21 protein-coding genes are annotated in these 26,590 nt (G+C 72.7%); 13 read left to right on the plus strand and 8 right to left on the minus strand.

What is annotated here, in order from left to right:
* The first annotated feature begins 88 nt into the window (after positions 1-88).
* Together ACZ9QC_RS20520 and ACZ9QC_RS20525 are read left to right on the plus strand one after the other, a co-directional pair.
* Complete coding sequence (locus ACZ9QC_RS20520; RefSeq protein ID WP_472921467.1) at positions 89-691, plus strand: SigE family RNA polymerase sigma factor; 603 nt, start codon at positions 89-91, stop codon at positions 689-691.
* Positions 688-1,545 (plus strand): hypothetical protein, encoded by an 858-nt coding sequence (locus ACZ9QC_RS20525; protein WP_472921468.1) that lies wholly within the window; start codon positions 688-690, stop codon positions 1,543-1,545. The genes ACZ9QC_RS20520 and ACZ9QC_RS20525 overlap by 4 nt, the downstream gene beginning before the upstream one ends.
* A 58-nt stretch (positions 1,546-1,603) precedes the next feature.
* Here ACZ9QC_RS20525 and ACZ9QC_RS20530 read toward each other — a convergent pair whose 3' ends face one another.
* The 3 genes from ACZ9QC_RS20530 to ACZ9QC_RS20540 all read right to left on the minus strand — a co-directional run bounded on the left by ACZ9QC_RS20530 (position 1,604) and on the right by ACZ9QC_RS20540 (position 4,943).
* Positions 1,604-2,947 (minus strand): helix-turn-helix domain-containing protein, encoded by a 1,344-nt coding sequence (locus ACZ9QC_RS20530; RefSeq protein ID WP_472921745.1) that lies wholly within the window; start codon positions 2,945-2,947, stop codon positions 1,604-1,606.
* Between the two features lie 280 nt (positions 2,948-3,227).
* Positions 3,228-3,872, minus strand: a complete 645-nt coding sequence (locus ACZ9QC_RS20535; RefSeq protein ID WP_472921469.1) for a Uma2 family endonuclease — start codon at positions 3,870-3,872, stop codon at positions 3,228-3,230.
* Positions 3,873-4,172: 300 nt separating this feature from the next.
* The gene (locus tag ACZ9QC_RS20540; protein WP_472921470.1) at positions 4,173-4,943 is read right to left on the minus strand and encodes a membrane protein; all 771 of its coding nucleotides are present in this window, start codon (positions 4,941-4,943) and stop codon (positions 4,173-4,175) included.
* 331 nt (positions 4,944-5,274) lie between these two features.
* Here ACZ9QC_RS20540 and ACZ9QC_RS20545 point away from each other — a divergent pair, with 331 nt between their 5' ends.
* The 3 genes from ACZ9QC_RS20545 to ACZ9QC_RS20555 all read left to right on the plus strand — a co-directional run bounded on the left by ACZ9QC_RS20545 (position 5,275) and on the right by ACZ9QC_RS20555 (position 9,692).
* The gene (locus ACZ9QC_RS20545; RefSeq protein WP_472921471.1) at positions 5,275-7,236 is read left to right on the plus strand and encodes a YncE family protein; all 1,962 of its coding nucleotides are present in this window, start codon (positions 5,275-5,277) and stop codon (positions 7,234-7,236) included.
* A gap of 253 nt (positions 7,237-7,489) precedes the next feature.
* Entirely contained in the window at positions 7,490-8,233 is a 744-nt protein-coding gene (locus ACZ9QC_RS20550) for a response regulator transcription factor (RefSeq protein WP_472921472.1), read from the plus strand.
* A 43-nt stretch (positions 8,234-8,276) separates the two neighbouring features.
* Entirely contained in the window at positions 8,277-9,692 is a 1,416-nt protein-coding gene (locus ACZ9QC_RS20555) for a sensor histidine kinase (RefSeq protein ID WP_472921473.1), read from the plus strand.
* Between the two features lie 355 nt (positions 9,693-10,047).
* On the opposite strand, the gene ACZ9QC_RS20560 is transcribed toward ACZ9QC_RS20555, so the two are convergent.
* Both ACZ9QC_RS20560 and ACZ9QC_RS20565 read right to left on the minus strand, forming a co-directional pair.
* Positions 10,048-11,259 (minus strand): hypothetical protein, encoded by a 1,212-nt coding sequence (locus tag ACZ9QC_RS20560; RefSeq protein WP_472921746.1) that lies wholly within the window; start codon positions 11,257-11,259, stop codon positions 10,048-10,050.
* Between the two features lie 119 nt (positions 11,260-11,378).
* Positions 11,379-12,605, minus strand: a complete 1,227-nt coding sequence (locus tag ACZ9QC_RS20565; RefSeq protein ID WP_472921474.1) for a PP2C family protein-serine/threonine phosphatase — start codon at positions 12,603-12,605, stop codon at positions 11,379-11,381.
* A 322-nt stretch (positions 12,606-12,927) separates the two neighbouring features.
* Between ACZ9QC_RS20565 and ACZ9QC_RS20570 the strand changes: the two genes are divergently transcribed.
* Positions 12,928-13,404: a hypothetical protein gene (locus tag ACZ9QC_RS20570; RefSeq protein WP_472921475.1), complete on the plus strand. Its 477-nt coding sequence runs from the start codon at positions 12,928-12,930 to the stop codon at positions 13,402-13,404.
* Positions 13,405-13,439: 35 nt separating this feature from the next.
* Here the strand turns inward: ACZ9QC_RS20570 and ACZ9QC_RS20575 are convergent, their stop codons facing one another.
* The gene (locus ACZ9QC_RS20575; RefSeq protein WP_472921476.1) at positions 13,440-13,829 is read right to left on the minus strand and encodes an SH3 domain-containing protein; all 390 of its coding nucleotides are present in this window, start codon (positions 13,827-13,829) and stop codon (positions 13,440-13,442) included.
* A gap of 365 nt (positions 13,830-14,194) precedes the next feature.
* On the opposite strand from ACZ9QC_RS20575, the gene ACZ9QC_RS20580 reads away from it, so the two are divergent.
* On the plus strand, positions 14,195-15,133 hold the full coding sequence (locus tag ACZ9QC_RS20580; protein ID WP_472921477.1) for a hypothetical protein: 939 nt from the start codon (positions 14,195-14,197) through the stop codon (positions 15,131-15,133).
* Here the strand turns inward: ACZ9QC_RS20580 and ACZ9QC_RS20585 are convergent.
* Complete coding sequence (locus ACZ9QC_RS20585) at positions 15,048-16,559, minus strand: aminotransferase-like domain-containing protein (protein ID WP_472921478.1); 1,512 nt, start codon at positions 16,557-16,559, stop codon at positions 15,048-15,050. The genes ACZ9QC_RS20580 and ACZ9QC_RS20585 overlap by 86 nt on opposite strands.
* Positions 16,560-16,773: 214 nt before the next feature.
* Here ACZ9QC_RS20585 and ACZ9QC_RS20590 point away from each other — a divergent pair, with 214 nt between their 5' ends.
* From ACZ9QC_RS20590 to ACZ9QC_RS20610, 5 genes are all read left to right on the plus strand, one after another.
* On the plus strand, positions 16,774-17,571 hold the full coding sequence (locus ACZ9QC_RS20590) for an alpha/beta fold hydrolase (RefSeq protein ID WP_472921479.1): 798 nt from the start codon (positions 16,774-16,776) through the stop codon (positions 17,569-17,571).
* Positions 17,572-17,757: 186 nt separating this feature from the next.
* On the plus strand, positions 17,758-18,213 hold the full coding sequence (locus tag ACZ9QC_RS20595) for a DUF7144 family membrane protein (RefSeq protein WP_472921480.1): 456 nt from the start codon (positions 17,758-17,760) through the stop codon (positions 18,211-18,213).
* Positions 18,214-18,458: 245 nt separating this feature from the next.
* Positions 18,459-19,496 (plus strand): endonuclease/exonuclease/phosphatase family protein, encoded by a 1,038-nt coding sequence (locus ACZ9QC_RS20600; protein WP_472921481.1) that lies wholly within the window; start codon positions 18,459-18,461, stop codon positions 19,494-19,496.
* A 57-nt stretch (positions 19,497-19,553) separates the two neighbouring features.
* The gene (locus ACZ9QC_RS20605) at positions 19,554-21,509 is read left to right on the plus strand and encodes an FUSC family protein (protein WP_472921482.1); all 1,956 of its coding nucleotides are present in this window, start codon (positions 19,554-19,556) and stop codon (positions 21,507-21,509) included.
* 141 nt (positions 21,510-21,650) lie between these two features.
* On the plus strand, positions 21,651-21,866 hold the full coding sequence (locus ACZ9QC_RS20610) for a hypothetical protein (protein WP_472921483.1): 216 nt from the start codon (positions 21,651-21,653) through the stop codon (positions 21,864-21,866).
* A gap of 97 nt (positions 21,867-21,963) precedes the next feature.
* Here the strand turns inward: ACZ9QC_RS20610 and ACZ9QC_RS20615 are convergent, their stop codons facing one another.
* Positions 21,964-24,045, minus strand: a complete 2,082-nt coding sequence (locus ACZ9QC_RS20615) for a PhoX family protein (protein WP_472921484.1) — start codon at positions 24,043-24,045, stop codon at positions 21,964-21,966.
* Between the two features lie 252 nt (positions 24,046-24,297).
* Here ACZ9QC_RS20615 and ACZ9QC_RS20620 point away from each other — a divergent pair, with 252 nt between their 5' ends.
* Positions 24,298-26,526, plus strand: coding sequence for a VWA domain-containing protein (locus tag ACZ9QC_RS20620; RefSeq protein ID WP_472921485.1), 2,229 nt, complete (start codon positions 24,298-24,300; stop codon positions 26,524-26,526).
* The last annotated feature ends 64 nt before the right edge of the window (positions 26,527-26,590 follow it).

Here is a 26,590-nt window from a genome sequence, read left to right on the forward strand (position 1 = left end):
GGGTGACCGCCCTCCCGCACGACACGCTCCCCCGTCGTGGTTCCCGTTCCTGTTCCCGTTCCGATCCCGATCCCGAGGACCGTCGCCCGTGCCGCAGGAGAAACCCGGAGCACCGGAGGCCGGCGACTTCGCCGCGTACGCCACCGCCGCCTGGCCCCGTCTGGTGCGCACCGCGCACATGCTGACCGGCGACTTCCACGAGGCGGAGGACCTCGTGCAGACCACCCTGGCGAAGGTGTACGCGCGCTGGCGGCGCATACCGCGCGACGACGTCGACTTCTACGTACGGCGCTCGCTGGTGAACAACAACATCAGCCGCGTACGGAAGAGACGCGTGGCGCACCTGCTGACCCCGTTCCTGCCCGAGCGGGTGCACGAGCGGCACGCCGGGCACGACGAGTCGATCGCCCAACGGGCCGCCGTCACCCAGGCGTTGGCCGCCCTGTCGGCCCGCCAGCGGTCCGTGCTGGTGCTCCGCTTCTGGGAGGACCTCAGCGAGAACGAGATAGCCCAGCTGCTGGGCTGCTCGCTCGGCACGGTCAAGACCCACGTGCGCCGGGGGCTGCAAGCCCTGCGCGCCCACCCCGAGTTCACCGGCGCGGCCCAGGCGGACCGCCGTGGCCACGGCTCCGCGCCCTCCCTCCCGTTCGTTCCGGCACCACCCTCACCCGTCCCCGGAGCCCGCCCATGAACCACCCGACCTCCGGGACCGGCCCGGACACCGCCGCCCGACCAGGGGCTCATCGGGGGGTCCTCGACACCGACGACACCACCGACACCACCGACGACACCGGTGACGCCGGTGACACCGGTGACACCGGGCGGCGGCTGCGTGCGGCGTTCGCCGAGGCCGCGTACGGCCTCACGCCCCCGCCCGTGCCGCTGGAGGCCATCGAGCGGGAAGGGCGCAACCGTCGCCGACGGCGGCGGGCCGCCGCGCTGAGCACGGGCTGCGGGCTGCTGCTGCTCCCGCTGGTCGCGATGCTGGCCCTCCGCCCCGACGGCCCCTCCACCTCGGTGCGGCCCATGGCCCCGCCGCAGCCGAAACCGAGCGCGAGCGCCTCGTCGACGCCGTCGCGTCCGTCCACCCCCGTCGCCGGACAGGTCCGGGTCGTCGAGCAGGGCGAGAAGGTGTACGTCGGCGACGGCACGCGGATCTGGCTGACGAAAGAGGGCAAGTACGGGGACACACCCGGTGTCTCCGAGGTACCCGAGTTCCGCAGCGTGGTGGACGGCAACATCGACAGGAGCAGACCGGGCGCCTCGGTGCAGGAGACGTCGCGGGGCCCCAGGCAGACGTTCCTCACCGGCGTGTACCACGGCGGCCGGACCGTGGCGGCGGGCGTACGGATCGAGCTGTACGACGGCAGGACGCTCGACGGCACGGTCGTCCGGCTGGCCGGCAACAAGGAGTGGGGCGGGTGGTACGTGCTCGCCGACGTCGAGGAAGGCGTCTCGAACCCCGAGCACATGCGGGGCATCACCCGCAAGGTCACGGTGTACGACAAGGACGGCGGTGTGGTCGCCTCGCTGGATCTCGGCTGAGTGCCGCCGGGGTCACCGCTTCTCGTACGGGTTCTCGGGCTCGGCCACCCGGGAATCGTCAGAGAGGCGGCTGTGCGGGCGCGGGGCCGAGTGTCGTGGTACCGGGGGCCGTGCGGTGGCCGAGGCCCGTGCGGTAGGCGTCGAGGGCGGCCTCCACGCGGCCGGTGCGGCGGTACAGGTCGCCCAGCAGTCGGCACAGGTCGGCCAGGTCGCCGGCGGCACCGGCCCGCTCCAGCAGGCTCAGCGCCCGTACGTAGTGCTCCTCGGCGGCGTCCGCGTCCCGCCCGTCCTCGGCGATGATGCCGAGGAGACGGTGCGCGGCGGCGGAGTGCAGGGCGCCGCGCTCGGAGCTGAGGTCGCTGAGGACCTCACGGAGCAGTTCCGCGGCCTCCTCGGACTTGCCCCGGCGGTGCAGGACGTCGGCGAGTTCGACGGCGACCTGGCTGGTGTAGAGCGCGGCACGCTTGGCGGAGAGCATCCGGCGGGCCTCGCGCAGTTCCTCCTCGGCGCGGACGTAGTCGCCGTTCTGCGCGTGGAGGTAGCCGCGCATCCAGTGGCAGTTGGCCAGCTCGGTGCGGATCTGGAGCTGGCGGTAGAGCTCGGAGGCCTTGGCGAGGGAGGCGTCGGCCTCGGCGATCCGCCCTTCGGCGATCATCGTCCGGGCGACCGAGCGGTGCATACGGGCGACGAGGGCCGGGTCGCCGGACTGCGGGGCGAGCGCGAGGGCCAGCTCGGCGGCCTGGGCCGCGCGGGCGTGGGCGCCCATGTCCATGTAGGGGGCGATGACGCCGGTGTAGAGGAGGAGCAGGGCGTCGGGGTCGTGCATGCCGTTGCGGTTCAGCTCGTCGAGCGTGGACTCGTACAGGTAGCAGGAGTAGCGCAGTTCACCGGCGAGGTAGTGGGCGGTCGCGCGGCCGCGCAGGGCGGGGACCCGGGCCGGCAGCGGGGCGTCGCCGAGCCGCTGCTCGACCTGCTCGAACCGCAGCTGGGCGGTCTCCAGGTCACCGGTCTCCAGGGCGCATTCACCGAGGCCGAGCAGCGCGTCGGCCTGCTCGGTGACCAGGCCGTACTCCTCCGCCTCGGCGAGGACGGCCGTGAACCCCTCGGCGGCGGCCTCGCCGGCACCGCTGGCGAGCGTGCGCTGGGCGCCGGTCAGCCGGAGCCGCAGCTCGGTGGCGAAGCCCGCGGGGCGGCCGGTGGCCAGCTCGTCGTAGCCGACGCCGAGCCGTTCGGCGATATGCCGCAGCGCGGGTTCCGATGCGCGTACCCGGCCGGCCTCCAGGGTCGAGATGTATGCCGGGGTGTACGCCGGTTCCGCCAACTGCCGCTGTGTGAGGCCCCGTTCCGTCCGCAGTTGTTGCACTCTGCGCCCGATGACCTCGGGGTCGTCACGCTCGGCCATACCTGCCATGACGTAAAGCATGCCAGTAACTCCGCTTACACCGGCCGTTTCACCCAACTCCCCAACAACCTCTTGCCGTTGGTAGGCCAAAGCCTTACGTTAAGCGACGCGTTAAGCGTGCTTAACCCACCCGGTCAGCCGCAGGGAGGTCGCCGTGATCCGAGACCTGCTCACCCGCCATGCCCGCGCCGCCGCGGCCGCGCTGCTCGCGATCACGGCCCTGATGACAGCGGCCAACGCGCTCCCCCGATGACAGGGCGCGCATCATCTTTCCGTCGGCTCAGAACTCGGCGGTGTCCAGGTCGAAGCCGAGGGGGCTGGGCAGGGGGACGACCATGCCCAGTTTGCACTTCACCGCCTTCGCGTACCTGTCCGCAGAGGGCTCCGAGAACACCGTGACCTCGGCTTCCTCGCGGTCGATGAGGAGGTAGACGGGGATACCGGCACGGGCGTAACCGAGGATCTTCGTCTCGCGATCACGGTCCCCGGTGCTGGTCGAGGTGACCTCGGCCACGAGAAGGACAGCGGAGGGATCGTGCCACTCCTGCTCGTCGTCGAAGGTGCCCTTGGGGGCGACGGCAAGGTCAGGGACCACGTGCCCGGTCATGGAGCCACCGGGGACGTCCAGCCCGATGCCGGTGTAATTGCGCAGGGATCGGTCCCGGCGGCGGTCGATGACCTGTTCCGTCAGCTCCGCCACGATCTCCTCGTGCTCCCCGTTGGCCGGAGGCGTCACGCAGATCTCTCCTTCGATCAGCTCTACGCGCCACCCCCTGGGGGCCGTCGCACTGAAGAGCTGGAAGACCTGCTCGGCGCTCGCACCTGTGTGGTCGGGCACGTCACTGTCACCGTCAGGGTCGTCGAAGGGACCGCTGATGTACTCGCCCTGGTACCCCGGCATGATGATCGGCTCCGCCGTCGCCATGACAGACCTCCTTCGCTCAGCGCGACGCTCCCAGAGTAGACCGCAAGCCCGCGCAGGGAATCCGGTGCCGTTCACTCGAACGAGCGTGCTGTTACGTTTCCGCGCGGCGGGCTCGTCAGTCGGTCAGGGCCGTTGCCGTCGCGCGGACGAACGCCTCCGGGTTGTCGAGCATGACGTCGGGCATCGCCTTCGACCCGGACGTCGGGGGCTGATCCCGCACGGACGCGCAGGTGCCCGCGCCCCTCGATGAGGCGCGGGCACCTGTGTGAGTACGGCGACACGCTGACGGTCACATGCCGGTCACCTGTCGGCGGTGGCCGGCTCGCCCTCGCGGCTCGCCGGGACGCTCTCGCGGCCCGCCCGGTACGCCGCCACACTGCCCCGCGCCTGCACGGTCTCCCGCTCCACCGTCGTCAGCATCCGCTCCCAGCGCTGCCGCATCGGCCCGATCAGGCCGCCGCCGACACCGACGACGAGGATGCCGGCGACCGTGCCGAGCGCGGCGTAGAGAACCGGCCGGGTGACGTCCTGGGCGATGCCGGCCTGGCCGAGCGCCGCGATGACGCCGAGGCCGACGACGCAGGCCCAGACGGCGGTCGCGAGGGCGCGGCCGTAGGAGAGGGAGGCGAGCGCGCCTCCGACGATCCCGCGCACCGCGCCGGCGACGGCCATCGCGACGACCACGAGGACCACGGCGACGACCGCGCGCGGCAGCCAGCCCACGATGTCGTCGATCAGCGCGCTCACCGGGTTGGGACCGAAGACACCCAGCGCGAACTGCAGGGTCATCAGCATCAGCGCGTAGTACACGATCCGGCGGAGGATGCCGGTCAGGTCGTAGGAGGAGTCCCGCAGCAGCCGTGACGTTCCGGCACGTTCGGAGAGGCGCTCGGAGCCGACCTTGCGCAGGAGGCGGTCGACGGCGCGGGAGACCAGTTTCGCGACGAACCAGCCGACGACCAGGATGACGAGGAAGGCGACGAGTTGCGGTACGAACTGCGCGACCTTGGACCAGGCGTCGTTCAAGCCCCGGGCGAAGTCGACGGACAGGTCGACGGACAGGCTGACCATGGGTGGTTCTCCCCTTCGCGGGTACGTCGGATACGTCCCCTCCCCTTGTGGATAGCAGTGGGCCGACCGGGTGACGGCGCACCTCAGGGCCGTTCGGGTGACCGCGCGCGGGGTGCGTGGAGGGCGCGCACGCCGGAGTGGACGTCCGCTCCGTAAATCCGTTGAGTTCCCGGCCACCCCCTGTGACGCTCTTGTCAGTGGCATGACTTACTCTTCGCTCACGCGTCACAGGAGTCACACGCGCGGCACAGGTCGAACACACCGGCCCCGCGCGACGGCATACGGCGACGCGCCCATTTCTTTCGTTCCGGGGGGTTCGAAACCTGTGCGTATGCGCACTCTTCCGGCTGCCACCGCGCTGGCAGTCCTGTTCAGTTCGGCCGCGCTCGCGGTCGGTACGGCCGCACCGGTGGCCGCCGACAGCAGCAGGCCCGTCGCCGTCTCCGATCCGTCCGACACGGTGGTGGACGCCAAGCACCAGCGGCTGTTCATCAGCGACCCGGGCTACAGCAAGATCGTCGTCACCACGTACGCCGGTGTGGTCGTCGGCCAGCTCACCGGTCTGCCGCAGGTCAGGGATCTCGAACTCAGCGCGGACGGCACCACCCTGTACGCGGCCGTGTCCGGCGCCGACAGGATCGTCGCCATCGACACGGAGACGCGGACCCAGACCGCCGAGTACCCGACCGGCGCGAACACCGACCCGTCGCGGCTGGCCCTCGCCGGCGGCAAGCTGTGGTTCGCCTACGGCGACCAGTGGGACTCTGGTCTCGGCGCGGTCGACCTGACCGCCGAGACCCCCACGGTCACGCTGGACCTCGCCGGGGGCCACGACTACGCCAGCCCGCCCCAGCTGTACGCCGACCCGGACAACCCGGGCACGCTCGTCGCGCTCGACGCGGGCATCAGCTCCGGCCCGGTCATCGTCTACGACATCTCCTCCGGTACGCCGGTGATCCGGGTCTCCGCGGACAAAGGCGGCTTCCCCAACGACGCTGCCCTCACCCCGGACGGCACCCACCTGGTGGTGGCGGGCAACAACAGCCGCGCGCTCACCGAGTACCGCCTCTCCGACCTGGAGCAGACGCGCACCTTCCCGGTGGCGGACGAGCCGATGGGTGTCGACATCGCCCCGGACGGCACGGTCGCTGCGACGATCTTCGACTTCGACAACGAGGGCGACACGTACGTCTTCGCCAACGGCTCGGACCAGCCCGCGAGCGTCCGCGATCTGCACCCCTCGGTGCTGTGGAACGACAACGGCGTGGCGTGGGCCCCCGACGGCCAGAAGCTGTTCGCGCTGACATCGTCGTCCGGCGCGACCACGTTCCACGTCGTCGACGAGCCCCGCAAGTACACCGGCAAGCTCTCCGTGACCGCTCCGGCCACCGCCACCCGCGCCAAGTCCCTCACCGTCAAGGGCACGCTCACCTCGAACCTGGCCCTGCCCGCCGGCACCCCGCTCACCGTCACCCGGACCGACGTGGAGTCCCCCACGGGCAAGTCGCTCGGCACCAAGACGCTGGGCACGGGCGGCAAGTTCTCCTTCACGGACACCCCGCCGGCCGGCGGCAAGGTCACCTACAAGGTGTCGTACGCGGGCGACGCGCAGCACACCGCCGCGTCCGCCTCCCGCTCCGTCGAGGTCTCCCGGGCGACGCCCGCGCTGACGCTGGACAAGAACCGCAAGACCTACGCGTACGGCGCGGACGTGAAGTTCACCGCGCACCTCGGCACGACCTACAAGAACCGCAAGGTCGAGATCTGGGCCGACCCGTACGGCTCGGACAAGCCGAACAAGCTGGTGAAGTCGGGGACGGTGAACTCCAGCGGCAACCTGTCGGTCACCGTCGACCTCAAGCGTGACACCAAGCTCTCGGTGAAGTTCGCGGGCGACGCGCGCTACAAGGCGAGGACGGTCACCAACACCGTCTACACCAAGGTCGCCATCTCGTCGTCGATCTCGGGCCATTACAAGACCCGGACGGCCTGGGGCCAGAAGTACCACTACATCCGCAAGTCCAAGGACCCGGTCCTGAAGACCACGATGTCGTACTACCCGGACCGCAAGCAGCGCCTCCAGCTGCAGTTCCACTACGACGGCGCCTGGCGGGACTGGGGCAGCGAGTACTTCCCCCTCGGCACCGCGGGCAAGTCCGACGTGACCCTCACCGGCACACCGACCACGAACGTCCGCCTCCGCTTCCGCTCGGAGTACCACGACACGACATCCGGCGACAACGTCAACACCACGACGTACGGGGCCTGGAAGTACTTCATCTACACCAGCTAGCCCGCGGGGGCGCCCCGCCCGGGCGCCCTCCGCACCGGTGGCCCGCGACGTCGTACGTCGCGGGCCACCGGCGTGTACCGGTGTGTCATGCTCAGACTGCTCAGACGCCTCGCGACGGCGAACGGTCCGCCAGGAACGAGCCGTTCCGAATGATGTCGAAAGCGGTCTCCCTTACCTGCCGGTACGTGTGACGATACGGCCCTGTTCGAAACTTGAGTCCTCGATCGAGGCCACGTTCGCAAAGGAACAGGACATGACCACGCCTGTGCCCTCCGCCCACTCGGCAGTCCAACACGCGCCCTCGGGCGGGCAGTTGCTCGTCGTCGACGACGAGGAGGGGATCCGCTCCATGCTGACGATGGCGCTGGAGTTCCTCGGCTATCAGGTGACCGCCGCGGCCACCGGCCGCCAGGCCCTGCAGGCCGTCACCCGGTACGACCCCGATCTGATCCTCCTCGACATCAGCCTGCCCGACCTGAACGGCTTCGAGGTGTGCCGGAACCTGCGCGACCGGGGCAACGCGGTCCCCGTGCTGTTCCTCACGGGGCTCGGCGGGGTCGACGACCGGGTACGCGGGCTGGACATGGGCGGCGACGACTTCGTCACCAAGCCGTTCGAACTGAAGGAGATCGCCGCCCGGGTCCGCGCCCTGCTGCGCCGGGCCGGCGGCGCCCACCCCACGCCCGACGGCAACCGCAACCGCAACCGCCTCCGCGCCGGCGCGGTCCAACTGGACGCCGACGCCCACCAGGTCTGGGCCGACGGCCGCCCCGTCGACCTCACCACCACCGAGTTCGCCCTGCTGCGCTACCTCATGGAGAACCCCGGGCGCGTCCTGTCCCGGCGCCAGATCCAGGAACGGGTCTGGAACCACCGCGACGAGGGGTCCGGCGTCGTCGACACGTACATCTACTACCTGCGCCGCAAACTGGGCGAGCCGGGTCAGTCCCTCATACGAACGGTCAGAGGAGTGGGCTACCAACTGTGCGCCAACTGAACGAGAGCACCGTTGCCGGGCCGGCCACGGGCGGGTTGTGGCCATGAGTGGGTTCACCGGGCTGGGGGAGAGCATCCGGGCGGTCGGGCTGCTCGCGCCGGGTGACTCATCCTCCCGGCCCCTGCCCGGTCGCCCGCTCCCGCCCGTCGAGCAGCCGATCCGCCCCCACCGCACCGGCCAACGCACCGTTGGCTTCTGGCTGATCGCCACGATCGCGACCCTGGGCGCCGTCGCCGCCCTCTCCGCCCACACCCTCGCCCGCCACCTCACGGCCCGCACCGACCAGGAAATAACCAGGGCCAGCGCCTTCGGCGGCGCGATCGCCTTCGACAGATTCGACGGCTTAGAGGGTCAGGGTGTCCTTCCGTACACGGCATCGACACCCTCTTCCTCGCCCCTCACCTCACCCCCACCCCCGCCCCTCGACAAGAACGGGCTCGTGCTCGTGTTCGATCTGCGGGGGCGGGTCGTCGCTCGTCACCCCGGGTCCGACGATCTCCCCGCGTTTCCGGTGCTCACCGCCGACCGGCTGAAGGCGTACGCGGACCGGTCGGCGCCCTCCGCGTTCGGGGAGAGTTACCGGGCGAAGGTGGTGCGCACGGCGGAGGTGGGCCGGGACCGCCAGGGCGGGTACGTCGTCACCGCGAGATCCACCGCGGACGACCGCCGGGCCGTCGAGCGCCTGCTCCAGGTCGAGACGGCCGCCGCCCTTCCCCTCCTGGCCACCGTCCTGATCGGCGCCCGCCGCCTCGGCCACCGCGAGGTCAGGGAACTGCAGGACACCGAGCGGCGGCTGCGCGAGTTCATGGCCGCCGCGGGGCACGAACTGCGCAACCCGCTGACCACGATCTCCGGTTACGCCGAACTCGCCCGGCTCGGCGACGCCGCGTACGAACCGATGCGGCAGGAGGCGCTCGGCCGGATCACCACCGAGGTCGGCCGCATGAGCACACTCATCGACGAGCTGGTGCTGCTGACCCGCCTGGACTTCGGCCAGCCGATCCGGCTGACCTGCGTGGATCTGGCCCAACTGTGCCGCGACGCGGTCTCCGCCGCCCGCGACTGCCACCCCGACCGTCCCGTACGGCTGCTGCTGGCCCCCGGCGACCACACGGTCACCGGTGACCCGTTGCGGCTGCACCAACTGGTCGCCAACCTCCTGGCCAACGCCCGCGTGCACACGCCGCCGGGGACCACGACCACTCTGGGCCTCGGTACGGAGGACGGCCACCGGGTCATCGAGGTGCTGGACGACGGCCCGGGCATCCCCGACGAACTCCGCGCCCGGCTCTTCGACCCCTTCGTACGCGGCGAGGAGACCCGGGCCGCCGGCAGCGGACTCGGCCTCAGCATCGTGGCGGCGATCGCGACGGCCCACGGGGGCGTGGTCACCCTGGAACCGTCCGAACCCTCGCGCCGGGGAGCCTGGTTCAGAGTCCGCATCCCTGCGCCGTCGTGAGCCGCCCGGCCCGGGGCCCCTGCGACGGGCTCTCACCCAAGGGTGGTGACCGGAGGTGGACTTTGCCAACGGCTGGGGAGTTTCTGATCGATCTCTGATGCGGCTCCGACCCGTTTCGGAGCACCGAGCGCTTAAGTGATCGACGTGCGGTGCCGCACCGTGTACGCACGGTACGACCTCGTACAACTCCCCTCCGAGGTCGGCCCGGTATGCGCCCTGATCGACGGCTCATCGATCTACGACGAACGGAACGACGGCTCATCGACCGGCTCGGCTCAACCGGGTACGTGCGGGGCCGACCTCACTTGGACCCCACCTTCTGACCCCACCTTCTGGCCCCACCCCCGGCCCCCGCCTACGCGGGCTGCCGCCGCAGTTCGGCCAGGTGCTGCCGGGCGTGCTCCACGGCCCCGGCGCGGCGTCCGGGGACCCTGCCCCGCAACTCCACGAACTCGACGCCCAGTTCATGGGCGCGTGCCGTGTCCGTGATCAGGCTCCACTGATGATGCGCGCGGTCGACCGCGGCCTCCACCACCGGGTCCTGGGCCGGCCGCCCCGCCGCGAGCCGCGCCCGGGCGACCCCCATCCAGGCGGCGCAGCTGCCCGCCGGGTCCCCCGCGAACATGGCGAGATCGGCCCGCACCTCCCGCCAGTGCAGCACCTCCTCCGACCCGTCCCCGAACTCCCGCAGGGCCCCCTGCTCCCACCGAGCGGCGAGAGCGTCGGCCTCACCGTGCCGTCCCGCCCCGACGGCCGCGCTGATGGCATCGTGCGGATCGACGCCGGCCTCCCCGGCCTCACTCGCCGCCGGAAGCACGGGCGCGGGCGAGGGCTCGGGGCGGCTGACGGGGACCGGGGGCACGGCCCCCTGGGGCCGGGGACGGGCAGCGGGCGCGGCAGGGGCGACACCACCGAGCGTGGCACCCGCCCGGGCGCCCGTCGCGTCGTAGGAGAGCACCAGGTCGCCGTAACCCCCCGTCCTGGCGAGCACCTGCTCGTGCAGTACGGCCGGCTCCGGCCGCTGCCCGCTCCGCAGTATCGTCGCCAACGCCCTCATGTACGCCGGCACGGCCACCCCTCGCCGCACCCCACCGACCGGCGGCGCGACCCGCCCGTACACACTCACCCCCGGCCCGAGCGCCAACGGCTGCCCGGCCAACTGCTGCCACACCTCCGCGTCGGCGTGCAGATCGACGAACAACGTCGTGGACCCGGGCGTCCGCAGCCGCAGCTCCTCCACGATCCAGTGCCAGGGGAACGCGGTGTACCGCACGGTCGCCGGAGTCGTACGCGCCAGCGCCAGATGCACGAGCCGCTGCTTGCGGTCGAGTTGCAGCTGACCGGCGAGATACACGGTGAGCGGGCCGGGCGCGGTGGCCGCCGCGCGCAACCGGGTCAGGACGGCCTGGGGCTCCAGCGGGTCGGCCAGCTCCACGACGTTGGCCGTGGCCGTGCCGGACAGCACCTCGGGTGTGACGGCCGCCAGTACGGGGAGCACGGAGGCCGCGTCCACCAGGCACCCCTTGCCCATGGGCGAGGCCGCGAGCAGCAGCACCGTTCCCGGCATCGTTCCCTCCCCGTCGATCACGTGCACCAGCCAGCACGGTAACCGCTGCGCGTGCAAAGGGGGAAAGGAGCGGGGCGAAAGCGGAGGCGGGAGCGGGGCGAACCGGGCGGGGGCCGCGCTCACTTCGGTGCGCCCGGCGCCCGCCGTACCGGCTCCGACGCCCTCCGCACCGCGAAGATCGTCGTGTCGTCGTCGAGGAAGCCGCCGGTGTGGGCGAGGACACCGTCCCGGACGAGGCGGACCAGGGACTCGGGGGCGAGCGCGGGCGTCCCGGCGGCGAGGGCGCGGGTGAGGTACTCGCGGAGCGGGAAGAAGACCCCGCGCCCGTCGCGCGCCTCCGTCACCCCGTCCGTGACCAGGAGCAACGTCTCGTCGGCGGCGAGCCGCACCGTGGCCGCCCGGGTCTCCGGCGGGGCCAACTCGCCGAGCCCCAGCGGCAGTCCGTCGGGCAGCGGGAGGAAGCGCACGCCGTGGGGGGAGAGCAGCAGCGGCGGTTCGTGGCCGAAGTTGACGACGCCCACGGTGAGCGCGTCGAGCCCCGTGAGGTCCGGGCCCCAGTCGGTGCGCTCGCTGCGCAGTTCGGGGAAGTCCAGCAGGACGGCGGTGGCGAAGCGTTCGGCGTCGTCACGGCCGACGTGCGCGCAGTAGCGCACATGGCGGACCATCCGGGTCTCCAACCGCTCGGCCACGGTGACCGGTTCGGCCTCGTGGTAGGCGGCCTCGCGGAACGTGCCGAGCAGCACGGAGGCCGCCTCGACCGCCGCGAGCCCCTTGCCCTGGACGTCGCCGACGACGACGCGCGTGCCGTAAGGGCTGGGCTGGATGTCGTAGAAGTCGCCGCCCACGCGGGCCTCGCTGTCGGCGGCGAGGTAGATCTCGGCGTGGTCGAGGCCGCCGACGTCCGGCGGGAGCTGGCGCAGCAGGATACGGCGGGTGGTGTCGACGACGGCCCGCATGTGCAGCATCCGCTCCTGCCCGCGCAGCCGCACCGCGCAGGCCAGCACGGACAGGATGCCGCCCACGGCGACGAGGATGAAGTCGGGCAGGCCGGTGCGCTCCTGGTGGGGCCAGGCGCTGTCGCCCACGATGTACATGAGCATCGCGAGCGCCGCGAACAGCGCGGTCGTCCACACCCGGCAGACCGCGGCGGCCGTGCCCGGCACGAGCACCAGCCAGGAGATGATCCGGAAGTCGCCGCTGGTGAACCAGTCGACCACCGGTACGGCGAGCAGCACGACCAGCGGCGGCAGCCAGGCGACGTTCCGCCCGTGGATCCGCAGCGGCTGCTGCCGCGCGACAGGGTCCGGCTCCCGGCGCCCGAGCGGCACCGGCATCCGCATCCGCATGCCCCACAGCGAAACACGCGCCCACGCCCCCCGCATCCCGACCCGCCACGGCCCTGCCCCTGTACACGGCCGCAGGCCGAACAGGCCGAACAGGGGCGCGGGGAACCGCGCGACCAGCCACAACGCACCCGCAGCCGCCCCGCTCAGCTCCCCCCCGAGCGGTCAGACGCCCCCACAGCTCCCCCGAGCCGTCAGGCGCCCCCCGGCCGCCCCCGCACCCCCTGTCACAACCTCCACCCCCCGACTTGCCAGCGGCCCTCCCCAGGTGTGCCCTGGAAGACGGGGCGGAGAGTGACGGGGGAGGGAAGAGAGGAGTGCTCCCATGGCTCAGACGGCACCCACTCCGGGGCGGCCGGGGATTCCGGGCGGGCCCTCGGTCCCGGGCAGGTCGGCGGCGCCGGCCTCGCCCGATGTCTTCAGTGAGCGCACCCACCGGCTCACCAACCTGATCCTGCCCGTGGCCCTCGGCCTCGTCTACGGCTACTGGGCCGCGGCGATGAACCGTGACGCCGGCCCCATCACCGGCTGGAACGTCCTCTTCGGCTTCGTGACCGCGTTCGTGTTCGCGGCGCTCTACATCGCCGTACAGACCGTGGCACCCCGGCTGCGCCGCGAACCGCACGCCCTGCTCTGGGCCGCCTTCGCGGGCTGCGCCTTCGGCTTCCTCTACAGCCAGGCCACCCAGCACACCGTGGTGCGCTCGACGCTCATGTCCCTCGGTATCGCGGCGGCGGTCTTCGCGGTGGCCTTCTACCGCTACTACACCCACGAGGACGCGACCGGCCACCGCCTGCGCTGACCGGTCCGGTCAGCGCGAGCGGTGCGTCGGCCCGCTCACTCCTCCTCCCACTCCCAGGTGCCGGAGGCAGTGAACGTCCAGGTGAACGAGACAGACCCGGAACCGTGCCCGTCCTGGCAGGGATCGCAGTCCTTCCAGCTCGGGCACGGATCCGTGCAGTTGGGCACCGAGCGGCCGTGCGTGTCGACGTACACCGCGCTCGCCCAGCCGCGGACGTCCCCGAGCCAGTACCAGTGCGGGTCGCCGAACACCTTCTGGCCCCGGACCTCGCAGTCGACGACGGCCCGGCTGCCGGGCGCGAGGGAGCCGACGACCCGGGAGTCCGTGGTCGGCTGTGCGCGGAGGTTGAGGTCACCGCCCGAGACGACCGTGCCGCGGACGGAGCCGTCGGAGGCGGCCGCCGCCGTGGTCCCGAGCGCCGTCACCGCGAGCACACCACCGGTGACACCGGCCGCGACGAGCGCCCGCAGGGCCGAAGTGCCCAGGGACCTGGGGGAACTCGGGGAACAGGGGGTACTGGGGGAGCTCTGGGAACTCGGGGAACAGGGGGAAGCGGACGAATTCGGAGTACGCGGATCACTACGCATGCCTGGCCTCCTCGACACCCCCTTCGCCAACCCCCTGTCACTCTTCCTCCAGGTAACACCCGTTCGAGTGAGCGCTCCACCGGAGAGGCACCGCCACCGCCCATGCCGCCACCGAACCCGTTCGGCTTGTCCTGGGGGGCCATTCGCAGTCACGTCCGTCGGGAGCGCTCGCGAGGTCGTGGGCGGGGGTCTTGCCTGGAGGGGTGTCCCACCGAGTCCGCGGCGCCCTGTCGGCCGTACTGACCGCGCTCGCCTGCCTGCTCACGCCGGTGGGCGCGCTGTCCGCGTGGGCGACGTACGAGCTCGCGGACCGGACGCGGTACGAGGCGGTCATGGCACCGCTGGCCACCGACCCGGCCGTACGGGAGGCGCTCGCGGACGCGGTCGCCGCCGGGATCCTGCGCGAGGTGCGGGTCGGGCCGCCACTGCGGCGGCCGGTACGGGAGTTCACGCACGACGCGGCGCACTCCTTCACCCAGACCGAGGCGTTCCGCACGGCCTGGCACATGGTGAACCGGGCGGCGCACGACGCGGTGCTGAAGGCGGTGCGCGCCGAGGACACGGACGGCGCGGGCGCGGGCGGGCCCGGCGTCGGCGGGCCGCGGGGGGTGACGCTCGACCTCGCGCCGGTCGGCGAGCGGGTCAAACGTCAACTCGTGCGCGACCACGTGCCGTTCGCCCATCGCATCCCGGTCGCGCGCACCGAGGTCGAGGTCCTGTCGGCCACGGAACTGGTCCAGCTTCGAAAGGGGTATCGCGTGCTGGAAATCGCCGCGTTCTGGCTTCCGGTCGGTGCGCTCGCACTGGCCGCCGGTGGTGTGCTCGTCGCGACGCAGCGCCGTCGGGCCGTCTGTGCGACGGGTCTCGGCGCGGCGCTCGGCGGCGCGCTGCTCGGCGTCGCCGTGGCCCTCGGCCGCCACCTCACGCTCGCCGACCTGCCCCCGGACGTCTCCCCGGCGGCCGCGGGTGCCGTCTACGACGCACTCACGGCCACCCTGCGCACGGTGACCTGGGGGCTGGTGCTGCTCGGCACGACCGTGGCCGCCGCCGCCTGGCTCACGGGCCACCTCGTGCGACATCGCCGAGCGTCCGCAGCGCCCCCGCCAGCACCGACGGAGGAACCGACGCGAGCCCGAGCCTGACACAGTCGGCGGCGGCCGCGGCCGCGCCCGCGAGCACCCCCGACCCGCGCCGCACCCCCGCGACACGGAACGCCGGCCCCGGGGTCACCGCCACGCCCCGTGCGGCCGCCGCCGCGCGGAACGTGTCCGCCCGCCAGGGCTCGGGCAGCTCCCACCACGCGTAGTAGGCCCGCGCGTCCCCCCGTACCGCGAACCCGGCGAGGTGCTCGGCGACCAAGCGCTGCCGTGCCGCCGCGTCGGCCCGCTTCGCCGCGACCAGCCGCGCGACCGTGCCGTCCCCGATCCAGCGCGCCCCCGCCTCCAACGCGAACCGCCCCGCCGTCCAGCCGCCCGACCGCAACGCGTCCGCCGCGCCCGCGACCCGTCCCTCCGGCACCACCAGGAACCCGACCGTCAGCCCCGGCGCCACCCGCTTGGACAGCCCGTCCACGACGAACACCCGCTCCGGCGCGTACGCGGCCAACGGCGGCAGCACGCCCACATCACCGACGGCCACATCACCGACGCCCACGCCACCGACGGCACCGCCACCGACGCCCCCACTCGCGTTCCCGCCCGCGTCACGACCCGGCGCCCCTCCCAGGGCCCCGCCCAGCTCCCCACCCGGCTCCCCACCCGGCTCCCCGCTCGCCAGGAACGACCAGATCCGGTCCTCGATCACCGGTAGGTCCAACTCCCGCACCACACCGGCGAGTTCGGCCCGGCGCCCCGCCCCCATCGTCACGGACGTCGGGTTGTGCAGCGTCGGCTGGACGTACACCGCCGACAGCGGTGCCGCCCGGTGCGCGGCGGCCACGGCCTCCGGCCGGAGCCCCTCCCCGTCCGTCGCGAGCGGCACCAGGGTGATCCCCAGCCGCCCGGCGATCTCCTTGACCAGCGGATACGTGAGGGACTCGACACCGACGCGCCTCCCGGGCCGTACGAGGTGGGCGAGGGCCGCGGCGATGGCCTGGCGGGCGTTCCCAGCGAAGAGGAACCGGCCCGGATCCGGGCGCCAGCCGGCGGTGGCGAGCAACCCGGCCGCCGCCTCGCGCGCGGCGGCCGTACCGGTCGCGCGGGCGGTGCCCAGCGCGTCCGTCAGCACGTCCGGCCGTAGCAACGGCGCCAGCCCGGTGGCCAGCAGCTCCGACTGCCCGGGCGCAGAGGGGTAGTTGAGTTCCAGGTTCACCGGTGCCGAGCCGGCCGGCTCGGCCAGGGCCCGCCCGGCCGGTGCCGTCGGCGCCGCCCGTACGAACGTCCCGCGCCCGACCTCCCCCACCACCAGCCCGCGCCGCACCAGCTCGGCGTACACCCGACCGGCCGTCGACCCGGCGATGCCCCGCCGCCGCGCGAACACCCGCTGCGGCGGCAGCCGGTCACCGGGCTGCAACCGCCCGGTGGCGATGTCGTCCGCGATGCGATCGGCGATACGCCGGTAGTCGGCCACTGTCTTCCCCTCCCCTCGCCTCTCCGTCCTGCCTCCGAGTCCTGCCTTCGCGTGTTCCCTCTCCGGTTCCCTCTCCGGGTCCTGTTCTCGCGTGTTCCCTCTCCGCGTCCCGCCACCACGCGGTTCCCTCGCCGCCTCCGCCCCGACCACCACATTGCACCGAGAGCAAAGATCTTATTGCACCGAGGAGTTGGGGCGTCCTAGGGTCGATGCCATGACCACCTTCCTCGCATACGAGGACAAAGGGGAACCCGTTCCCGCGGGCCGTCCTGCCCGCCTCCCCCTCCCCCTCGTCCTCATCCACGGCCACCCCTTCGACCGCACGATGTGGGCCCCGCAGATCAGCGAGTTCTCCGCCTCGCGCCGCGTCATCGCCCCCGATCTGCGCGGCTACGGCCGGTCCCCCGTCGTCCCGGGCGTCACCCCGCTCTCCGCCTTCGCCGAGGACATCGCGGCACTCCTGGACGACCTGGGGGTCCCGGAGTTCGTCCTCGGGGGCCTCTCCATGGGCGGCCAGATCGCGATGGAGTGCTACCGCCTGTTCCCGCACCGCGTCCGCGGCCTGCTCCTCGCCGACACCTTCCCGGCCGCCGAGACCGAGGAGGGCAGACGGACCCGGAACGCCATGGCCGACCGGCTGCTGCGCGAGGGCATGGCGGGGTACGCCGACGAGGTGCTGTTCAGGATGGTCGCGCCGTACGCCGACGCGGAGGTCGCGGCCCAGGTGCGCCGCATGATGACGGCCACCGATCCCGAGGGCGCCGCGGCGGCGCTGCGCGGGCGGGCCGAGCGCCCCGACTACCGCGAGCTGCTGACCCGCGTCACCGTCCCGGCGCTGGTCGTCGTGGGTGCCGACGACGACTACACCCCGGTCTCCGACGCCGAGGCCATGCACGCCGCCCTCCCCGACTCCACCCTCCACGTCGTCGAGGGCGCCGCCCACCTGCCGAACCTGGAACGCCCCGAGGAGTTCAACAAGGCACTGGGGGCCTTCCTGGCCCGCCTGGACTGACCCGCCTGGACCGACCCGGGCCCGCCGGAACCGAGCCGCCTGGACCGAGCCGCGCCGCGTTCCCCGTCCCGGCCCTCCCACACCTCCCACCACCCCCTTTCACCCATTCGGCCTACACCACGTGCGGCCCCCTCCCTGCCGCGTGAGCATGCGGGTGAGCTGTCCATCCGTACGGAGGAGGCCCTCATGGCCCAGCACAGCACCGCACCTCGCTCGAACGCCACGACGCAGGAAACGACCATGTCCCACCGGGGCACCGACTCGGGTATGGCCCACGGCGGTACGATCTTCGCCGGTGTCCTGATGATGGTCATCGGCGTCATGGGCATCCTCAACGGCATCGCCGGGATCGCCACGGACGACGTCTACGCGAACATCGGCAACTACGTCTTCGAGTTCAGCCTCACCACCTGGGGCTGGATCCATCTGGTGATCGGACTCTGCGTCCTGGCCACCGGATGGGGCGTGGTCCAGGGCCACGACTGGGCCCGCGCGGTGGGGATCGCCCTGACCTCGCTGTTCGCCATCGAGTACTTCATGTTCCTGCCGTACGCGCCCGTCTGGTCGGTCGTCTGCATCGGCATCGCGGTCTTCGTGATCTGGTCCCTGGCGACGTCCCCGGACTTCAGTCACTCCGGCTGAACGCCGAGCGCCTGAGAGCTCGCGAGGACAACGGACCCACGGCACCTACGGCTGAGGGGCGAGCCGGGCGCAGCCCCGGCTCGCCCCTCAGGGGCGCGGGGAACTGCGCGAGAACCCCCACGAACCCGCACCTGCCCACGCACCCCACCCCACCCCACCCCACCCCGATCCCACCCCGGCGCAACCTTCCCCCCACCCCACCCGTCCTTAAAAGGACCCGCCAAGAACAGCGAAAGGCACCGGCCGTGGAGAGCGCGACCATCGAACGGCCGGACCCCGCCCCGGAACCCGCACCGCCGGCCGGGCCGCGCCCGCGCAAGCGGCACGGCGGCAAGGCCTTCCTCGCCACCTTGCTGCTCCTCGGCGTCACCCTCGTCGTCGGCTCCCGCGCCGCCGGCATCGACGCCTTCACCCCGGTCCCCCAGCTCCTCGCGTTCCTGCCCTGGCTGCTCGCCCCCACCGGCCTCGCCCTCCTCCTCTCGCTCCTCGCCCGCCGCTGGATCGGCCTGACCTGGGGCGTGGTGCTCCTCGGCGCGCTGGCCTGGTTCATCGAGCCGTACGGCAAGGCGAGCGAGCCGACCGGGCCGGTGCTCGCCGAGGTGCGGGTGATGACGTCGAACGTGCAGTTCGGCCGTGGCACCGACGCCCTCGTGAAGGCCGTACGCCGCGAGCGCCCCGACATCGTCTTCGTCGAGGAGTGCGAGCTCACCTGCTCGGCCGAGCTGCGCGACAAGCTCGGCGACCTGAGCGGCCGGACCCCCGACTACCCGCACCGGCAGTCCGTCGAGGGCTACGGCTCCACCGGCTCCGTCATCCTCAGCCGGTACCCCCTGAAGTCCACCGACCCGATCCCCGGCTCGATGGGCATGCCGGGTGCCGTCGCCGATGTCGAGGGCCACCCCGTCCGGCTTCAGCTGGCGCACCCGATGCCGCCGCTGCCGGGGCAGCTGGACACCTGGCGGCGGGAGCTCGGCGCGCTGCGCGCGTACGCGGCGAAGGACCCCCGGACGCCCACCATCGTGGCCGGCGACTTCAACGCCTCCCAGGACCACGCGGCCTTCCGCGCGATCCTCGACACGGGGATGAACGACGCCGCCCGGCTGACCGGACAGGACCGCAGGCCGACCTGGCCCTCCCGGACGACCCCGAGGTTCGGCGCCCAGATCGACCACGTCCTCGTCTCCGAGGAGGACTTCTCCGCCCGCGAGGTCCGCTTCCGGGAGCTGTCCGGCACCGACCACAACGCCGTCACCGTGGACCTCTCACTGCACCGGCGCGGGTGAGCCGAAGGGGCACAAACACGCCCGGAAGCCCCGATCACCCCCGGCCATAATGGGCGTATGCCCCGCACGCTCCCCATCGGTCTCACCCCGCCCGACTGGCTGGTGCGGAACCTCCGGCCGCAGCCCGCGCCGGTCAACCGTCCGGCCGTCGCGCGCGCGGCGATCGCGCTGACGCTGCCGCTGGCGCTCGGCCTCGCCGCGGGCCGGCCCGAGTACGGCGCGCTCGCCTCGATGGGCGCCCTCTCGGGCGTCATCAGCGACACGGCGGCCGCGTACCGGATGCGGCTGCTGAACATCGCGGTCCCGCAGGTGTTCGCCGCCGTGGGCATCACGCTCGGGTCGCTGGTGTTCGGGCATGGCTGGGTCACCGTCGGGGTCCTCACCGGGGTCGCGCTCGTCTCCGGGATGATCTCGTCGATCGGCGCCGTGGCCTCCGTGTCGGGGCTTCTGCTGCTGCTCAACTCGGTGATCGGGGCGGGGCTGCCGATGCCGGGCCAGTGGTGGCTGGCCCCGCTGCTGATGACCGGCGGCGGCTTCCTCGTCCTCGCGCTGGCCCTGCTCGCCTGGCCCCTCCGGGCGGGCGTACCGGAGCGGGCCGCCGTCGCCGACACCTACCGCAAGGTCGCGGACCTGCTCGCCACCATGACACCGGACACCCCCACCAAGGACGCCTACGACGACGCGCGGGTCCTGGTCACCGAGTCCCTCAACCAGTCCTACGACCTGGTCCTCGCCCGCCGCGCCCGGCACCACGGCCGCAGTCCCGAACTCGTGCGTCTGCTGGCCCAGTTGAACGCGGTCACCCCGCTGGTGGAGGCCGCCCCGGCGGTACGGCTGTCCGGTCGCCCGCTGCCCGCGGAGATCCCGGTGGCCGTACGGCATCTCGCGGAGGCCGTCGAGACGGGGTACTCGGGGCCGCTCGCGCTGCGGCTGCCCCAGCCCGGCAGCGCGACGGGACGGGCGGTCGACCAGGCGCTGCGGCACGCCGCCGACGTCGCCGCCGAGCAGTCGCCGGACGCGCTGCGGAAGGCCGGCGACCGGGCCGGCCGCCCCGCGCCGCTGGGCGTGCGCGCCGTCCGGGTCGCCCGGAACGTCGCCCTGTCCGGCACCTCCTGGCGCTACGGGCTGCGTCTCGCGCTGTGCATCGGCATCGCCCAGGCCCTGGTGTCGCTCGTGCCCGTGCCACGCTCGTACTGGGTGGCGCTGACCATCACGTTCGTCCTGAAGCCGGACTTCGGATCGGTGTTCTCCCGGGCGCTGCTGCGGGCGCTCGGCACGGTGGTGGGGCTGGTGGTCGCGGCCGGGATCCTCACCGAGGTGCCGCGCGGCTGGTGGGACGTGCCGGTGATGCTGCTCCTCGCACCGCTCATCCCGGTGCTCACGCCCCGGGGCTACGGCTACCAGACGGCCGCCATCACCCCGGTGATCCTGCTGCTCTCCGACATCCTCAACCACCAGGGCACCGACCTGCTCGTCCCGCGTCTCGTCGACTCCCTCATGGGCTGCGCGATCGCCCTCGTCGCCGGCTATCTGCTCTGGCCGGAGAGCTGGCACGCCCGGGTCGGCGACCGGCTCGCGGACGCCGTCGCCGACACGGCCGCGTACGTCGAGCGCGCCTTCGGGCAGACCCCGGCGGACCCCGCCGACCGGGCCCGGACCCGCCGCCGCCTCTACCGCGACCTCTCCACGATCCGTACGGAGTTCCAGCGGGCCCTGACCGAACCGCCGCCCGTCGGCCGGCGCGCCGCCGCCTGGTGGCCGCTGGTGGTGGCGGTCGAGCGGATCGTGGACGCCACGACGGCCGCCCGGGTCCGGATCAAGCAGGGCGCCGCACCGCCGTCCGCCGCCGAGGTCGACCAAGTCACCTTGCAGTTGCGGGAGTTGGCGGACGGGCTACGGGAAACCGAGACCCTCTACGCCGTCCGCTCCGACCTCAGCGGACCGCCGGACAGTGTGCTGGAGCCACTCCGCCAGGAGGTGGCGGCGGCCCGGACGATCGCCTCGCCCCGCTGAGCCACGGTCTCTCCAGGTCAACCCGGCGCAGGGCGCCGAATCGTTACGTCATCCCCGCACGGGTGACGGGGGGCGAATTCGCAGCCGGAAAGCAGTCATGATCAATCCTGTTCAACCGCCCTACCTATAAGGGGATTTTTCATGCGTCGCACCGCGACCGTCCTGCTCGGAACCCTCGCCCTCGCCGGCGCCGTCGCCCCGGCGGCCCACGCGATCCCGGACCCGGTTGCCACCGTCACCTGCGTCACCGAGACCCCGGCCGCCTTGGCGGAGCTGGCCGACCCGGCCGCGCTCCTCGACCCGGCCGCCCTGCTGGACCCGGCCGCCGCCCCCGGCGTCAGCTGCCTGGCTCCCTGAGCCCCGCTCCGCGCGAGGACGTGCGGGCCGCCCTCTCCGACAGGAGGGCGGCCCGCATTCGTATGTGTGTACCTGTGTCGCTGTGTACCTGTGTCGCTCAGACGCCGATGTCGCAGCCGTCCGCGCGCCACACGGCGACGACCGCCGGGCGGACGTACTTGCCCGGTCCGTCGGGCCAGGTGCTCTTCGGGTTCTCGACGGTGGCGCCGTCCAGCTCGCCCGGGTGCTGCACGGCGACCAGGACACGGCGGTCCTGGATGATCGGGCCGCAGGTCTCGGCACCGCTCGGCACCGTGAGGAACTGCTTCAGCTCACCGCGCCGCTCACCCCGGGTCGCGACGCCGAAGAGGCCGTCGTGCGAGCCGAGCTGGGCACCGTCTGTGGAGATCCACAGGTTGCCGTACCGGTCGAAGGCGACGTTGTCCGGGCACGAGATCGGGGAGACGTCGTCCTTCGGGAAGCCGGCGAAGTAGGTCGCCGGGTCGTTCGGGTCGCCCGCGACGAGGAAGAGCAGCCAGGCGAACTTGGTGCTCTCGGGCCGGTTCCAGCGCTCGGTGAGCTCCAGCACGTGGCCGTGCTTGTTGGCGTTGCGCGGGTTGGCCTCGTCGGCGGCGGCGAAGCCGGTCTTGCCGCGGTTGGAGTTGTTGGTGAGGGCGACGTAGACCTTGCCGGTGACCGGGTTGGGCTCGATGTCCTCGGGGCGGTCCATCTTGGTGGCGCCGACCTTGTCACCGGCGAGCCGGGTGAAGACGAAGACCTCGTCGGCGGTCATGCCCTCCACGTGCGAGACGGCGCCCTCGGCGGTGGCGGTGGCCAGCGGGATCCACTCGCCGCTGCCGTCGAACTCACCGTCGGCCGGCAGCTTGCCCGTGCCGTCGATCTCGATGGCCGGGGAGTCGCCGGTCAGCTTGGCGACGTAGAGCGTGCCCTCGTCCAGCAGCGAGAGGTTGTGCTCGCGGACGGCGCGGCTCGACCCCTTCTTCATCCGCTTGCTGCTGACGAACTTGTAGAAGTAGTCGAAGCGCTCGTCGTCGCCGGAGTAGACGACGGGACGCCCGTCCGCGGTCAGCCGGATGGTGGCGGCCTCGTGCTTGAACCGCCCGAGCGCGGTGTGCTTGCGCGGCGTGGAGGACGGGTCGTACGGGTCGAACTCGACGACGTACCCGAAGCGGTGCACCTCGTTCGGCTCCTGGGCGACGTCGAACCGCTTGTCGAACTGCTCCCACTTGCGCTCGCTGGCGCCGGTGCCGATGCCGTACCGCTTGTCGGTTGTCCTGCTGCTGTTGGCGAAGTACTGGTTGAAGTTCTCCTCGCCGTGCAGCGTGGTGCCCCAGGGGGTGGTGCCGCCGGAGCAGTTGTTGAGGGTGCCGAGGACCTTGCGGCCGGTCGGGTCGGCGGAGGTCTTCAGCAGGTCGGAGCCGGCGGCGGGGCCGGTGAGCCGGAACTCGGTCGTCGCCGTGACCCGGCGGTTGAGGTGGTGGCGGGGCACGGCGGTGAGCTTGCCGGTGCGCCGGTCCTCCTCGACCACGACGGCGGACAGGCCGTGGGCGGCCCAGGCGACCTCGACCTGGTTACGGGTCGGGTTGGCGGCGTCGTAGCCGCGGAACATCAGGACCTCGTCGGTGTACTCGTGGTTCGCGACGAGCAGCTGGCGGCCGCGCTCACCGGGGAGCGGGAGCAGGGCCAGGAAGTCGCAGTTGTACCCGAACTGGCCGGCCTGGGCCTTGCCCGTCTGGTTCTCCGGGTCGAAGGCGGGGGCGCCGCGCAGGATGGGCTCGCCCCAGCGGATGACGACGTTCTGCTTGTACCCGTCGGGGACGGTCACCGCGTCGGCGGTGTTGGGCGCGACGGAGGTGTAGCGCAGACCGCGGGCGGCCTTGGGCCTGGTCTTGGACGCGGCGGCTCCGGCGGACCCGGCGGCGTCCGCCGAGGTGGCCGCGGTGGCGGGGTGGGCGGTGCCGAGCGAGACGGCCGTGCCGGCCGCGCCTGCCACGGAGACGACGGCGGCGGCCCTCATCACCGAGCGACGGCTGAGCGCGCTCGCGATCACGTCGCCCACGTACTCGTTGGTACTGGTGTTCGGCACCTCGTGGAAGCAGGCGTCCCCACAGCGGAACCGACAGGTCAGGGCGGAACGGCCGCCGGGATGCGAGCCGATCATGGGCAGCAGCTTGCGCACAGCGCGCTCCTCGATGCTCTTTGTGCCTTTTTGGTGTGAGCGCGACGCTAGGGGGGCGTGTGTTCGAGCACGGGGACGCGAGATGAACGGGGGGTGAACCTGCGGCAGTTGGGGCGGTGTTGACAGCGCGGGGTGGCGGAGATAGTGAAAGGCCCCTGCCCCACCCCAAGATCGCCACGCCTGGCCGCTAACCTTACGTGTCCGTCCTGGCCAGGGATTGACGGGCTTCAACTCACCCGAAGGGTTGCGCACATGGGCATTCTCTCTCTCCTGCGGAATGCGTTCAGCCGCTCACGCAAGGGGCGCGACACGGTTCCTTCGCAGGAGGCGGAGCGGGATTCCGCCCCGGAGGACACCTCCGCGGCGGCGGCCGAGGGGGCCGCGACGCGGCAGGCCGCCGAGCCGAAGGTCCCGGCCCCGGCGACCGAGCCCGCGACCCCGACCTCATCCTCACCTTCATCCTCCTCAGTCGCCGACGAACTCGTCTCCGCGGCCTTCGACAACGTGACGGTCCCGAAGCCGCGAACCACCGAGCCGACGGAGAGAAAGCCGGAGGCGGGGGCGGACGCCACGCCTTCGGACGCGGCCGCCGAGGCTGCGAAGACTGAGGCTGAGGTGCCGGCTGAGGCGTCCGCCGAGGTCGCGCCGGAGACCGAGGCCGGGGTGCCCGCCGAGGCTGCGACCGAGGCGCCTGCCGAGGCTGCGGTGGAGGCCGAGCCGAAGGCGGAGCCCACGGTGGCCGAGCCGGAGCCGGTCGCCAAGGAGAAGACCGAGGCCGAGGGGCCTGCCGAGGCTGCGGTGGAGGCCGAGACGGAGACGTCGTCGGTGGTCGAGGCGGAGCCCGTCGTTGAGGTGGGCGCCGCCGACAAGGACGAGCCGAAGCCGGTCACCGATACCGCCGATGAAGCGGATGCGGCGGATGAGGCGGAGGCTGCCGCGCCGGTCGCTGACGCGGAGCCCGCCGTTGCCGCCAAGGCCGAGGTGGGGACTGCCGACGAGGCCGAGCCCGAGGCGTCGGCTGCGGCAGACGCGAAGGCCGCCGACGAGGAGCCCGCCGCGCCGGAGGCGGTCGCCGAAGCCGCGCCCGAGCCGGTGGTCGAGGCCGAGCCCGTGGCGGCGGACACCGCCCCGGAGCCGAAGGCGGACGCCGAGACCGTGGCCGCGTCCGCGGACGCGGAGCCCGAGGCCGCTGCGGATGTCGACGTCGATGTCGACGTCGAGCCGGTGGCAGCGAAGGAAGCCGAGGCGGAGCCTGCCGCCGAGCCCGAGCCCGAGCCCGAGGCCGCTGCTACGGCGACGCCCGAGGCCACCGAGGTGGCTGCGGACGCGCCCGTGGCGGAGGAGGCGGAGCCCGCGTCCACCCCGGAGCCGGAGGCCACGGAGGAGCCCGAGGCCGCAGCGGAGCCGAAGGCTGCCGCCGAGGCCGCGCCGGAGGCCGAGGCTTCTCCTGAACCCGAGGCCGCCCCGGCCCCGGCGGCCGCCGCCGAGCCGGAAGCCGCTCCGGAGCCGACCGCGCCCCCCGAGCCCGAAGCCGCAGCCGAGCCGGCCGTGACCCCTGAGCCGGAAGCCACCCCGGAGCCCGAAGCCACCACCCCCGACCCGATCGCCGACGAACCGGCCGTGACCCCTGAACCGGAAGTCACCCCCGAACCGGTCGCCGCCGAGTCCTCCGAGGCCGCTGACCTCGTCGTCGTGGCCGATGAAGCCACCCCCGAAGCCGCGGACGCCGACGGCGCGGTCGCCCCACAGGTGGCACCCGCGGCCGACGACGAAAGCGGCACGGGTGGTGCGGGTGGGAAGACGGACACGGCCGACGGCGAAGCCGAGGCCGTGCCGACCGCCACCGTGCCGGCAGGCCTCCGCACCGCCTACACCGCCGCCCACGAAGCCCTCGCCAAGCAGAACCTCACCACCACCCGCGCCAAGGTCTACCTCGTCCTCGACAGGTCCGCCTCCATGCGCGGCTACTACAAGGACGGCTCCGCCCAGGCCCTCGGCGAGCAGACCCTCGCCCTCGCCGCCCACCTCGACCCCGAGCAGCCCCCCACCGTCCCCGTCGTCTTCTTCTCCACGGAACTGGACGGCACCGGCGAGCTCACCCTCGACGCGTTCGACAACAAGGTCGACGACCTGCACGCCGGCCTCGGCCGCATGGGCCGTACCAGCTACCACGTGGCCGTCGAGGAGGTCCTCGCCCAGCACCAGAAGGCGGCCCCCGGCACCCCCGCCCTCGTCGTCTTCCAGACCGACGGCGCCCCGGACGCCAAGACCCCGGCGAACCAGGCGCTCGCGGACGCCGCGAAGAACCACCCGGCCGTCCACTTCGCGTTCGTCGCGTTCGGCGACCCGGAGAACAAGGCCTTCGACTACCTCCGGAAGCTGAAGACGCCCAACACGTCCCACTTCCTGGCCGGCGAGACCCCCCGCGAGCTGACGGACGCAGAGGTCTACGAGGGCATCCTGTCCACCTGGCGCCCGTAGTCACCGGCAAGCGGACGGACCCCGGGCGATCCGGGGCCCGTCCGCCACCCGAAACGCGTGTGAG

This window comes from Streptomyces sp. HUAS MS02, assembly GCF_055702265.1.